Source organism: Treponema sp. (assembly GCF_052169735.1).
Lineage (GTDB): Bacteria > Spirochaetota > Spirochaetia > Treponematales > Treponemataceae > Treponema.
In genome coordinates, this window is record NZ_JBQNBW010000006.1 from 1 (window position 1) to 13,281 (window position 13,281).

The 13,281-nt window shown below is 46.3% G+C and carries 9 protein-coding genes and 1 pseudogene; 6 read left to right on the top strand and 4 right to left on the bottom strand.

Features of this window, described 5'->3' with window-relative positions:
* The coding region (locus ACTTJ8_RS01845; protein ID WP_442720162.1) for a hypothetical protein at positions 1–1,347 on the top strand (1,347 nt) is incomplete at its 5' end.
* A 156-nt stretch (positions 1,348–1,503) separates the two neighbouring features.
* Here the strand turns inward: ACTTJ8_RS01845 and ACTTJ8_RS01850 are convergent.
* Positions 1,504–2,211, bottom strand: coding sequence for a tRNA 2-thiocytidine biosynthesis TtcA family protein (locus ACTTJ8_RS01850; RefSeq protein ID WP_442715476.1), 708 nt, complete (start codon positions 2,209–2,211; stop codon positions 1,504–1,506).
* A 174-nt stretch (positions 2,212–2,385) separates the two neighbouring features.
* Between ACTTJ8_RS01850 and gyrA the strand changes: the two genes are divergently transcribed.
* A complete protein-coding gene (gene gyrA / locus ACTTJ8_RS01855) occupies positions 2,386–4,902 on the top strand; it encodes a DNA topoisomerase (ATP-hydrolyzing) subunit A (RefSeq protein ID WP_442720163.1) in 2,517 nt (838 codons plus the stop codon).
* Positions 4,903–4,980: 78 nt separating this feature from the next.
* Here gyrA and ACTTJ8_RS01860 read toward each other — a convergent pair.
* From ACTTJ8_RS01860 to ACTTJ8_RS01870, 3 genes and pseudogenes are all read right to left on the bottom strand, one after another.
* A pseudogene (locus tag ACTTJ8_RS01860) lies at positions 4,981–5,836 on the bottom strand (nuclease/transposase family protein).
* Between the two features lie 270 nt (positions 5,837–6,106).
* Positions 6,107–7,690: an InlB B-repeat-containing protein gene (locus ACTTJ8_RS01865; RefSeq protein ID WP_442720164.1), complete on the bottom strand. Its 1,584-nt coding sequence runs from the start codon at positions 7,688–7,690 to the stop codon at positions 6,107–6,109.
* 380 nt (positions 7,691–8,070) lie between these two features.
* Positions 8,071–8,463 carry a DUF4418 family protein gene (locus ACTTJ8_RS01870; RefSeq protein WP_442720165.1) on the bottom strand — a complete coding sequence of 131 codons (393 nt, stop codon included), beginning with the start codon at positions 8,461–8,463 and terminating at the stop codon, positions 8,071–8,073.
* Positions 8,464–8,916: 453 nt separating this feature from the next.
* Here ACTTJ8_RS01870 and ACTTJ8_RS01875 point away from each other — a divergent pair, with 453 nt between their 5' ends.
* From ACTTJ8_RS01875 to ACTTJ8_RS01890, 4 genes are all read left to right on the top strand, one after another.
* Complete coding sequence (locus tag ACTTJ8_RS01875; RefSeq protein ID WP_442720166.1) at positions 8,917–10,173, top strand: phosphoglycerate kinase; 1,257 nt, start codon at positions 8,917–8,919, stop codon at positions 10,171–10,173.
* Between the two features lie 110 nt (positions 10,174–10,283).
* Positions 10,284–11,399 carry an undecaprenyldiphospho-muramoylpentapeptide beta-N-acetylglucosaminyltransferase gene (murG, locus tag ACTTJ8_RS01880; protein WP_442718386.1) on the top strand — a complete coding sequence of 372 codons (1,116 nt, stop codon included), beginning with the start codon at positions 10,284–10,286 and terminating at the stop codon, positions 11,397–11,399.
* Positions 11,399–11,896: a CvpA family protein gene (locus ACTTJ8_RS01885; RefSeq protein WP_442720167.1), complete on the top strand. Its 498-nt coding sequence runs from the start codon at positions 11,399–11,401 to the stop codon at positions 11,894–11,896. The genes murG and ACTTJ8_RS01885 overlap by 1 nt, the downstream gene beginning before the upstream one ends.
* 73 nt (positions 11,897–11,969) lie before the next feature.
* Positions 11,970–13,277, top strand: coding sequence for a hypothetical protein (locus tag ACTTJ8_RS01890; protein ID WP_442720168.1), 1,308 nt, complete (start codon positions 11,970–11,972; stop codon positions 13,275–13,277).
* Positions 13,278–13,281: the final 4 nt, after the last annotated feature.

Below are 13,281 nucleotides of genomic sequence, written 5' to 3' on the forward strand. Positions count from 1 at the left end.
AAGAAAGAAACCGCTAAAAAGGACACGGCAAAGGCTGAGACGGCTAAAAAAGACATCGGAAAGAAAGAGACAGTAAAAGCTGATACAGCCAAAAAAGAGACGGTAAAGAAAGAAACCGCTAAAAAGGACACGGCAAAGGCTGAGACGGCTAAAAAAGACATCGGAAAGAAAGAGACAGTAAAAGCTGATACTGCTAAAAAAGAGACGGTAAAGAAAGAAACCGATAAAAAGGACACGGCTAAAGCTGAGGCTGCCAAGAAAGACATCGGAAAGAAAGAGACAGTAAAAGCTGATACCGCCAAAAAAGAGACGGTAAAGAAAGACACCGCTAAGAAGGACACGGCTAAGGCTGACACTACAAAGAAAGAAACAGTGAAAAAAGAAACTGCTAAAAAAGATACCGTGAAGGCTGACACAAAAAATACGGCGCAGGAGCAAGATGCATCACGCCAGAATGCTGCAATGTCTGATGCCGTAAACACAAAGACTCAGGAGACTGTGCAGAAAGAAGAGGCTCCATATATTGCTTCGGCACAGATTGTTGATGCCTCGTGGATGATTGAGCAAGCAGATGTTTCTTTTGTATCCAAGCAGTATAAGGGCAGCGGAAAGATGTTTGTTACCATTCTTGCGCAGTACAAGGGAGAGTTAACAGCTAAGGATTTCCAAGAAGCAGCTTTTTTCTCGCCCACCGATATCTGGAGTCTCGATGCGGAAACTGCACAGACTTTAATGGAAATTGATACCAAAAACAAACTGTTGACCTTTAAGCATCTTGCAGCAGGAGATGGGGAAGGGGCCGTTTCTTTAGGAAAATGGTTTGTGTCGATCACCCTTGCAGGACAAAAGCCTTTTGAGAAGGAACTGAATGTTACCGGTATTGGCGGTCAAACGATCACTATCGACTCAAGTGCCAGTGCGGGCAACACTACAAAAAAGATCGTTCCGATGGTGGTACCGGTTGTACAAGCTGCCGGTGAACAAGCCGCACTTGAATTTCCGGTTATTCAATCTGTTTCCCGCGATACTGAAACAATTGAAATTATTTTTTCCATCAACGATGAACGGGTAAAAAATGCTTACTTTTATTTTGACATTCCTGATGAAGAATACTACCGCGACTCCGGTTCGATGATTGATCCGGCTGGACTGCCGGTAAACGGATGCCGGGTGTTTTCTACCGATGGAAAAAAATGTCAGTATATACTGCGGAAGGACGAAAACAATAAAAGCTGGTTCAATAAGGCAACACGCTGTTTCCTTGTTGTTTCCGATGTAAATCGTGTAGCGTCCCCGTGGGAAGAGCGGCACCGGACAATCGGAGCTGCAGCACAAATTTCACGGTAAGGTTTTGCGGACGCGGCAATGCTAAATTCACCGCCGCGTTCAATTTGTTCGATAACTGCGTTTTTGAACAAGTTGACGAGTTCTCAATCGCACAAAGAGTTCGATTGAGAACATCGCATTTCAAGATAATCTGTTGTCACCAAACGGCAGTTTCCGTTAGGGCAAATACTCGGTATTGATGTTCCGTAGCGCATCGAAGAACTTGCGCTTGAGTTCATAGCTGCCGCCGGTGAGTGCCTCAAGCCGGGAGCGGGCGCTCTTTCTGCCTGAATTTGCCTGATAATTGCAAGTGCAGGTAGAAGAGATATACCCCTGCATTTCAGCATGGCGGACAATCATAGGAATGTCTGCAAGACATAGCGGGCGGATAAAGGTAACCGGAAACTTTTCGAACGTGAGCACCGGCGGCATTGCTGCCAGCTCTCCCTTGGTGAGGGCATTCATCAGAACTGTTTCCAGTATATCATCCAGATGATGCCCAAGCGCAATCTTATTAAATTGATGTTCCTGAGCATATCTGCTGAGTTCGAGTCTGCGCTGACTTGAGCACCACCAGCAGTTCATTTTTTTTCCTGCCTTTAGCCGTTCTAGTACGGAAATTGTTTTAATTGTTACATCTATTCCCCAGTCGCGAAAACGATCTGCCAGTGCCGGTGCAAAAGGCGAGCCTATATCTGTTGCAATATGCAGAGCTGCTGCTTCAAATACGGGATGTTTTCGTTGAAGCCGTGCAGCAAAGTACTCGGCAAGAGCTGTTGAATCTTTTCCGCCTGATGCAGCAATGAGTATTCTATCACCGGGTTCTATCATGTTATATTCTGATACAGCCTTATCAATTGTTCTAAAGAGCTTTGGATTCGCCATAAGTAGCCGGTAGTGTATAGAACCTGCTGCTAAAAAGCAACAGGTGATCCCTAGCATGAGCTTTTGAGCACTGATGGTTTCGGATTTCCCGCTGCCTTTACTTTTTCAGCATATCATAGTATAATGAGGCGAATTTTTGGTTTATCAACAACAGTCTGTAAGGAATCCTGAACCGTGGAAGAGATAAAAACGCCGGAAGGCGGGGTATTAATCCCCATTCCGATTGAAACTGAAGTAAAACGTGCATATATAGACTATTCGATGTCGGTTATTGTGAGCCGTGCCCTGCCTGATGTGCGGGATGGCTTGAAGCCGGTACACCGCAGAATCCTCTATTCAATGGAAGAGAAGAGTTTGCGCTATTCGGGACCGACGCGCAAATGCGCTAAGATTGTCGGTGATGTACTGGGAAGTTACCATCCGCACGGCGATGCCTCCGTATATGATGCACTTGTCCGCTTGGGGCAGGATTTTTCCCTTCGGTATCCGGTAATCCATCCGCAAGGAAACTTTGGTACCATCGGCGGCGACCCGCCTGCAGCCTACCGTTATACGGAAGCAAAGATGGCACGGCTTGCAGAGTCGATGGTAGAGGATATCAAAAAAGATACCGTTGATTTTATTCCGAACTTTGATGATTCTACGCAGGAGCCAACCGTTCTGCCGGGCAAATTTCCGTTCCTATTGGCGAATGGTTCAAGCGGTATTGCCGTCGGTATGGCAACCAATATGCCGCCGCACAACCTACGCGAAATTGCTCAAGCGGTATCCGCCTATATCGACAATCCTGATATTACCATTGATGAGCTTGCCAAGTATATTAAGGGACCTGACTTTCCGACCGGCGGCATTATCTTTGGTAAAAAGGGCATCCGGCAGGCGTTTAAAACCGGACGCGGGAAGATTTTAGTCCGCGGCAGGTTCAATATCGAGGTTGATAAAAAGGGCAAGGAAACGATTATCTTTACCGAAGTGCCTTATCAGGTAAACACCACGGCGCTCGTTGCGAAGATTGGCGACCTTGCCCGTGAAAAAGTGATAGAAGGGATTGCAGCAGTCAACGATGAAACCTCAGACCGCGCCGGCTTACGGCTGGTTATCGAGCTGAAGCGGGGAGCAATCGCAAAGGTGGTGCTGAACCAGCTCTTTTCCAAGACGGCGCTCCAGTCCTCCTTCGGCGTTATCAACCTTGCGTTGGTGGATGGGCGTCCGCAAACGCTGACGCTCAAGCAGCTGGTCGGCTACTTTGTTGCGCACCGGCAGGAGGTTGTTACCCGCCGCGTCCGCTTCGACCTCAAAAAAGCTGAAGAGCGCGCCCATATTTTACGCGCTCTTATCGTCGCCATCGACAACATTGATGAGGTGATTAAGATTATCCGCGGCTCCCGCGATACGGCAACAGCGAAAAATGCATTGATGGAGCGGTTCTCGTTTGACGACATACAGGCGCAGGCCATCGTTGATATGCAGCTCAAGCGCCTCACCAGCCTCGAAATTGAAGACCTCCGCAAGGAATTGCGGGAGCTTGAACTGCTGATTGAGCATTTGAAAGACCTCTTAGCGCATCCTGAAAAGATTCTTGCGCTTATTAAGCAGGAAACCTCTGAGCTTGCAGAAAAATTCGGCGACGACCGCCGTACCGATATTGTCAGCGATGAGGTAGAAGAGATTAACATCGAAGACCTCATCAAAAAAGAGCAGATGGTAGTGCTGGTTTCCAATCTCGGCTACATCAAGCGGGTGCCGGTTACCGCCTACAAGCGGCAGAACCGCGGCGGCAAGGGTTCCAACTCGGCAGCCTTGGTTGAAGATGACTTTATCGATCAGATTTTCACCGCTTCTACGCACGACTACATTATGTTTATCACCAATGAGGGGAAGGCGTACTGGGTTAAGGTACACGAAATCCCCGAATCGAGCCGCTCAAGCCGTGGTTCTCATATCAAATCGTTGCTCGCCGTATCTTCCGACGAGGAAATTACCACGATTGTGTCCTTAAAAGAGTTTAGTAGTGACACATACCTACTGATGGCGACAGCAGGCGGTATTGTGAAGAAGGTGCAGACCGATAGCTTCCAGAATGCCAAAACCCGCGGTATTATCGCGATTAAGCTGGATGAAGGGGATAAGCTGGTGAGTGCAATCCTTACGACCGGTAAAGATGAGCTGATGCTGGTAACCCGGCAGGGGCAGGCGCTCCGTGTTTCCGAAACCGAAATACGCGATCAAGGACGTGCTTCGCATGGTGTTATTGGTATTCGGCTGTCCGGCGGGGATGAGCTGACCGGAGCGCTCCGTGTGAATGACGGCAGACTTCTCGTGATGAGCGAGAACGGCTACGGCAAGCGGGTTGACTTTTCCGAGTTTTCTCCGCATGGGCGCGGTACCGGCGGGCAAAAGGTGTATACTATTACTGAAAAAACCGGCGAGGTTGTCGGGCTGCTTGCAGTTGCCGATGATGACGAAATTGTCTGCATCACCGGGCAGGGAAAGACTATCCGTGTGCAAGTTTCTTCCATCAATGTGATGGGGCGCGCCGCACAGGGTGTTAAAATTCTTGATATTGAAAGCCCCGATCTGCTCATCGGTTTGGATGCTGTTGCGCGAGAGGATGAAGACGATATTGTGCCGTCCGCTTCGGAAACGTCTATGAGCGGAGAGCTTGACCTCGACGGCGGAGATGCGGAATAAGAAAAATGCGGAAAACTCGATACTGTTTGGAACCACTGCCATCTTGTCAGTACGCGATGGATTGCGCTCCATTCCCCATTATTTTAGCGCTTCCACTTCTGCTTGGCTAAGGCCGGTCATTTTTTCGATAAACGGTATTTCACAATTGGCTTGCTTCATCAACCGCGCTGTTTCAAGCTTTGCTTGGCGGGAGCCGCGTGCTTCACCTTCATCAAAGGCATCCATCAATACTGCCGGTAATATATGGTATTCTTTCCTCAGTTGTTCGTTGCGTTTTACGGTTTGTATCATCTGTTCTATCCTCCCTGTATATGCTGTCGTTACTTTGCCTGTTTTTACGTACAGTAAAAAGCCTTGTAATTCTTTATTACCTGTTTCTTTAAATGCACCCGCATTTAGTATAATCTTTTTAGTTCCATCTTGTAAGAGAAAATCAGGGGAAGACCTTTCTTTTTTTTCGATAAAAAGAAAGGTCTTCCCCTACGACCCCATCTAAAGAAAAATGGCGACTTAGGGTTTCACCCTAAGAACCCGCCGTGGTTCTAAAGCTTATTCTAAAATAAAAGCTGAGCAGGTATGCTTTTTACACAACTCCGTTTCAGTACCGCCAAGGATGGCGGTGATTTCAAGCAGCAGCGACGTTTTGCCGAATGGCAAAACTCGTGTTCTCCGCTAGACACGGATGTCTAGCGGAGAACGACATCTCAATATCGTAGGATGTATCCGAACCGTCTTTTACCAGTACATCCAGCCGGACGGTTTTTGCTCCGGAATTGGCTGTAACGGTGTTCTGAGACGATAGATACGTAATTTTCTCGATCTTAGCACTAAAAAGCATTTCAAGAAATTCTCTACAAATAGGCTCATATTCCATAACCTTGCAGAACATGAAATCATCGGAAATAGTTAGTTCTTCAAAAGGTTTTTGTGTCATTCACACCTCCATGCTTCATATAGCTTGTATATACAGCACGGATGGCAAAATGGCTAAGAAAATCAGCAGATAATCATGTTTTTTCTATAAATTCGCCTTAGAGACGCCAAGAACGCAGCGTATAAGTGCTGAGGGGAACTTGGTAATGCAATAACGGGAAATTAGACCGGTACGGCTGCTGTTGCGCACATATACGGGCGGGCTTCAGCATTCACCGAAGCCCGCCCGCGTGCTTTTGAAGTAATAGGTGTGTATGATCGCCTACGCAGCTTATTTTAGTGTATAGTCAATTTTAAGACTGCCGCTCTGTAGGTCTGCAGCCCGTACGGTGTAATAAAAGCTAAAATAATGCGGTCGCTCGTTTTCTTTCATATTATCGTTGACCGTCCACTTGTCAATCTCCTGTCCGCTAGACAGTATCGGCGTAAAGATCAGCTCGTCATTTTCATAAACTTGGGCACCGGGGGCAATGGGGTGATCGTTTTGCGTGCAAGTCATTTTGCTCTTATCAAATTGAACAATTCCTTTCGCTGCTGGTTTTGTCGTATAGTCAATGGTGAGCAAGCCGTGTTCCGCATCCTGAGCCTTTACGATGTAATAAAACCGCTGCCCTGTTACAGGCTGTTCCTTGGTACCGATCTTCCACGCGTCAACCTGCTGTCCTGTAGACGGTGTCGCAATAAACTCCAGCGCGTCACCTTCCTGAACTTGGGTGCCGGGGTGAATTTCGGAACCGAGAGTTCCACCAGGCTTCCAGCACCACATTTTGCTATGATCAAAGTGAATGGTAATTGACGTAGTTTGCCATTTTGCATACAGCGTAATATCAGCAGTAACGGTATCGGTCGCAAAGTTCCACCGCGTTGTACATTCTCTTTCTTTATACCAGCCGCCGAAAGTAAAAGAAGCTTTTACCGGATCAGCCGGTTTCGTAACTGCTTTACCATGTTCTACTTTGACAGAAGCTACCGTAGAGCCTCCTTGCGTGTCAAAGTTTACCGTATATTGGTTTGCCGCATATTGTTTTATAAACATTACCGTTACCGAACTGTTTGCTGTTACAGTGAGCGTTGCAGTCTTCTTATCAGGGCTCGCTGCTGCCCCTGTCCATGTAGAAATATCATATCCGCTATTCGGTTCGGCGGTAAACACAAGATTTGTTCCTGTTTCTATTTTTCCTCCAGAACTAAAGGCCGTACCGTCTGAATATTTTGCACTTATTGAACCGCCTGCGGCAGGTTCGGCTTTATAATCAACAGTGAAAAGTTGTGTTTCCGGAGCGCCTTGTGTTTTAAATTTAACTATTGCCGTTATATTTTTATCAGCTTTTACCGTAACGGTTGTACCGGATTTTTTTTCTCCGTTAATCAATAAATAATCAACTTCGTACCCGGTGCTCGGGGTGGGTGTAAAGGCAACATCGGTATCTTTTTTTACCGATGCGGGTGATGTCAATTCCGTATTACCGGCTTTTGCTGTAAGTGTACCATTCCCGCCTTTCACCGTAAATGTTACGGTAACGGTTGCAGGAGGAATCGGCGTCCATTTTGCATACAATGTAATGTCTGCGGTAACGGTATCGGTTGTAAAGTTCCACGGCGTTGTACATTCTCTTTCTTTATACCAGCCGCTGAAGGTAAAAGAAGCCTTTATCGGATCAGTCGGTTTTTCAATTGTTTTACCGTGTTCTACCGTAAGCGACTCTACCGTAGAGCCGTCTTGCGCGTCAAAGCTTACCGTGTAGAAAGTTGGGGTGGAATTGGAAGCGGGCCCTTTACAATTCAGCACAAGGCTTAATCCCGACATCATAAGAAGCAGGAAGGGAATGCTTCGTAACAGGTTTCGCATTTTCATAGTGATACTCCTTATCATTTCTTTGTGAGGCTGCATACAATTCCGATTAATCGAAGCAAGTAACCGAATCATTTGCATGACGCTCTTAAAGAATAAACTTTCTTCCATAATACCCCCCCCCCCCTTCAAAAGTCAAGTGTGCAATTTCAATTTAGTTTAGTGTTCGATTTTGTATACTTTGTGATTATGGTTTTGATTTAGATGGGACAGTGTATGCAGGGATGTATGTTGCTCACCAGCGATTCTTGCGTGAAACTAAAAAATGCGCGTGTGATGCGTTAGCCTACTTGTTTTGAAATAGAAAGAAGCTGTAAGTCTTTTGCAAAGCGGTAACGCAGATGTACGTGTATTTACAAAAGACTTAAAATGCAGCTGTTTTGTTAGAATAGTTCTCTTCTATGCAAAAAGAGATAAAGACTATTGATGATAATCAGCGCAGATGCAAGCAACATTACGGTTGGTTTTGTATAAACATTGCAGTGCATCGCAGGATTCTTACAGGTCCCGATTACAACCGTTGTCAATAATAGTAGGCAAATACCAATGCCGATATGTGCAAATGCAAGACCTATCCTCGATTTTTGAATAAGTACAAAGATAATACCGAGTGCTGCAGTCAGTCCTCCGAGCATCCGGACGGCTTCTCCCATCCAATGGCACTTCATAAAGCTGCCGTCAGTTTTGGGAAAGCACACGTGTGTAAAACCGAAGGGAGCAAATAATAGCAGCAAGCCAATAATAATAATGAGAACACCGGTGATATACTTTTTCATGATAAATCCTCCTAATAACAATTTTTTATAACCGTGATCATAAAATGGCAAAACTTTTAAAAATAACAGTTTTTAGTCATATATTACAATTTCAAAAAATATGCTAGATAGCGGCTAGTATACTATGGTAGGAACTGTATGTGATATTTCTAGTGGGATTGTCCTGATCGGAATCTAATCGTACCTTTTAGTTTTATTCAGGATATGGTATAGTAGTAAACCTGTTCGGACACTTCCGTTTCTGAACAGGGTACCTTGAAATGCGATGTTCTAAATCGTGCTATTTGTGCGATTTAGAACTCGTCGCCCTATTCGAAAACGCAGTTATCGAATAGGGCTAGTGTGTCGATGCGGCAGCGCGGCAATTACGGGACTCGGAAGGCTGTGTTACGGGCTGCTCTCACGAAAGCATGGAAAAACTTTTTCAAAAGCCATTCACTATGGAGGAATACTATGGTTAAAACAGTGAAAGATGTAGATCTGCATGGCAAGCGTGTTATCATGCGGGTAGATTTTAACGTACCGATGAAAGACGGTGTTGTACAGGATGATACGCGAATTGTAGCGGCTCTTCCGACAATTACCTATATTTTAGAGCAAAAACCGCGGTCATTGGTGCTGATGAGCCACCTGGGCGACCCTGCAAAAGATTCAAAAAAAGCTGCTGAAAAAGCGGCAAAAGACGGCAAACCCTTTGATAAAGATGCCTATATTGCCGGCAAGCACAAGATGAAGCCGGTTGCGCTGTATCTTGAAAAGCTGTTGGGAAAACCGGTGCAGCTCGCAGATTCCTGCAAGGGGCAAAAGGTTTGTGTTGATTCTCTGCCTGAAGGCGGTATCTTAATGCTGGAAAACACACGGTTTCACCCGGAGGAAACAGCAAAAGACTCGGCAGAGCAGGAGATACTTGCCAACGAGCTTGCTTCCTACGGTGATGTCTACGTGAATGATGCCTTTGGAACAGCACACCGTGCGCATGCCTCTACTGCAACCATCGCTCAATTTATGAAGGTAAAGGTTGCCGGTTTCTTGATGGAAAAAGAGGTACGCTATATTGAACCGATGGTAACCAATCCTCCAAAACCGATGGTTGCGATTATCGGCGGAGCAAAGGTTTCATCAAAAATTGCGGTGTTGGATAGCCTGCTAAAAAATGCTGCTGCCTTGATTATCGGCGGCGGTATGGCATATACCTTCTTAAAAGCTCAAGGACATTCAATCGGAAAGTCTTTGGTAGAAGATGATTTTATCGACACTGCAAAAAAACTGTTGTCCGATGCCAAGGCAAAAAATGTGAAAATCATTTTACCGGTTGACCATCTCTGTGCTGAAACCTTTGCTGCCGATGCAAAACCCGTAGCAATAGACGGCTGCGATATTCCCGATACCCTTATGGGTATGGATGTCGGACCCAAGACGCTGGAACTCTACAAAGCTGAAATCCTCAGCGCAAAATCCATTGTATGGAATGGACCCGTCGGTGTGTTTGAATTTGAATCCTTCGCGCACGGCACCGAGGCAGTAGCACATCTTGTTGCAGAAGCAACCGGAAAAGGCGCTGTTACTGTAGTAGGCGGTGGAGATTCTGTGGCAGCAGTCAATAAGTTTCATCTTGCTGATAAAATGAGCCATGTTTCCACGGGCGGCGGTGCATCTCTTGAATTCTTGGAAGGTAAAACTCTGCCGGGCATTGCCTGTCTCGATAATTAAGCCCTCAAAAAAACTGCCTGCTGCTGCCGGAAGCGATCGGTCTTTGGTAGCTAGTTTGTACTCTTGCTACCGTTGTATGCTTGGAGTGTTTTTGATATACTCAGCCGTATATGAATCGTATTGTGTTTACCGGCGGCGGAACGGGGGGGCATATTTTTCCCGGAATTGCCGTTGCAGAGGTGCTGCAGCAGGAGCGCCGTGTTGCTCTTTTCTGGATCGGTTCCAATAACGGCACCGATCAAAGCTATGTGCGCAGCGCCGGCATTCCTTTTTATGGAATACCAGCGGGAAAACTTCGCCGCTATTTCAGTTTTCAGAATCTCGTTGATGTGTTTAAAATCATCGGCGGTTTTTTCGCATCGCTGATTATCCTATTAAAGCTCAAGCCTGATTGTCTTTTTTCAAAGGGGGGCTTTGTCTCCGTGCCTCCATGTGCAGCTGCGCGGCTCTTAAAAATCCCGGTTATCACGCATGAGTGTGATTTTTCTCCGGGACTTGCCACCAAAATCAATACACGCTTTGCATCACGTATCTTTGTGTCATACGCAAAAACCGCGTCGTTTTTTCCGGCAGCGCTCCAAAAAAAGATTACGGTTACCGGTAATCCGGTGAGGATGCAGTTTTATGCAGCAAATTCTGAAGCGGGCAAAGCGTTTATCCGCTATTCAGGGGATAAACCCATCCTATTTGTGCAAGGGGGGAGTCTCGGCGCTCTGCAAATTAACCTGCTGATAGAGCAAACTATTTCTTTTTTAGCCGAGCATTTTTTTGTAGTGCATCAAACAGGCGCTCAGCACCGTTTACAGGGAGAAAATATTGCAGCACGCTTGGCTCAAGATCACCCCGAATTAAGCGGCCAGTACCGTGCTTTTCCGTTTATCGGTTCACAAATGCCGGATGTGCTTGCTGCGGCTGATCTCGTACTGGCGCGGTCGGGAGCAAATACTATTTGGGAAGCTGCCGCTGCTGGAAAACCGCTTATCCTTATTCCGCTTGAAAAAGGCAGCAGTCGCGGTGATCAGATTGAAAACGCTGCTTTTTTTGCCCAGGAAGGAGCCGCTCTAGTACTTTCTTCTCGTGATGCTGTCCCGGCTGTTCTCTGCGAAAAGCTGACACAGCTGGTGGAGCATCCTGATCAGCTGCGTGCTATGGCACAGGCTTCTGCAGCTTTGGCTGGTGATAAACCGGCAGCCAAAATTGCGCATCTTTTAGAACAGTGGGTATAATGATGAAACTCAGTGCATTCGATATTATGCTGCTTATTATTGCAGCTGTTATAGTGATTAAGGTATGTATGCGGGGCTTTGTTGCAGAATTTTTTTCGCTTGCTGCCTTTTTAGCGGGACTTGGTCTCGGAATCCTCTTTTTCCGTCCGTTTGCAAAGCTCCTTCCTTTGACCGGTATGTCTCCAGCCCTACGGCAGATAATCGCATTTTTTATCATATTTATCTCCGTATTTCTGGTAACCAAACTGATTCAAATGCTGATTGCTGCCGTATTCAAAAATCAGATTTTAGCAAGCCTTGATCATGCCTTAGGCTTCTTTCTCGGTATTTTTGAGGCATATATTATTGTTGTTATTCTGCTTGCAATTTTACAGCTGCAGCCTTTTTTCACTTTGGATGATCTATTTTCAAAAAGCATCATTGTGCGGGCAATAGCTCCCTTTCCCATTGGGGTTGATGATGTTCTCTATATGATCAAGGGGAGCGGTATTCTCTAAATCATAGAGAATAGACCTGTCCGGAAACGGAAGTTTCCAAGCAGGTTTGATAAAGCAAGGAGTTTCCGGTTTTATGTTTGAAAACGTCCTCGGTCAGCCCGCTACCAATCTTTTATGTGAAGCGATAAAGCGGAATAATCTTGCTCCCGCCCTTCTTTTTATCGGGCCTGATGCAAGTGCAAAACTTACTACAGCGCTTGAAACTGCCCGTGTTCTTTCGTGTGAAGGAGACGGCAGCTGGACTTGTATGTGCGGCTCTTGTAAACGGCATAAGGATTTAGCCTCCGCTGATCTTTTGATCATGGGAACACGCGATACCGTGCTGGAAACAAAGGCTGCTGCCCGTGTCCTCTGCACACATAAAACACCGGCAGCCCGTTACCTTTTTGCCCGGGCTGTGCGCAAGCTGACAAGCCGTTTTGATGCCCGTCTATGGGATACCGATGAATCGCGTTTTTTGAAGGCGGCGCCGCTTCTTGCTGAACTCGATGAAGAGCTTTCCGGTTTACTGGAATATTATGATCAAATTACAGCATGGTCAGCCGAAGATGAAAAAAAACTGGAAAAGCAGACAGGAAAGATTATCGATCTATGCGGAAAACTCCAAGATGAGTGTTTGTATGACTCCTTACCCGTTAATCAAGTTCGGAAAGCATCTGCATGGGTACGCCTGATGCCTACCGGTAAAAAGAAGGTATTGATTGTCGAAAATGCTGATAGGATGCAGGAAGCTGCACGGAATGCTTTTTTGAAAATTTTGGAAGAGCCTCCTGAATACGCGGTCTTTATTTTAACTACAACGAGGCGTGCTGCTATCATTCCGACTATTTTATCTCGTGTTCGTCCCTATACGTTCACTGAACGGGAAGCAGTGCATCAGCAAGCGGTTATAGAGCGGGTTTTTAGAGATACATCGTTTTGTGCAAGTCTGCCCCCAGATCAGCAGCCTCGTATTATGACCTATCTGCGGAGCTTTTTGCCGGTCTCAGCCGAGCAGCTGAAGGAAGCCGCTGCATTGCTGTGGGGTTATTGCGTGCAGCGCATGGAGCGCGAAAATCGTCCGTCGCTTCCCGTTTTGACCGAGATGCTAAACAGCGGCTTTGGCGGTGTCTCTTCTGTTGAGCCGAGTCTTGCTGCCGTACTCAAACTCATACACAATGGGAAACCGCACTGTGTGTATACGCTTTTTTTAGAATCGGTTATCTCATTTTTGCAAGCAGCTTTACATACCGGCAGCTGTAGTGTTGAAGAGCTGGAACACTATGCAGTATTTTCCCGTTTTATCCAAGCGGCAATTCAGTCTGTTGATGTCTTTAACAGCAGCCCCCAAGCTGCATTGGAAACATTGGCAGAAGAAATCGTTACATCAATGGAAAACTAAACAA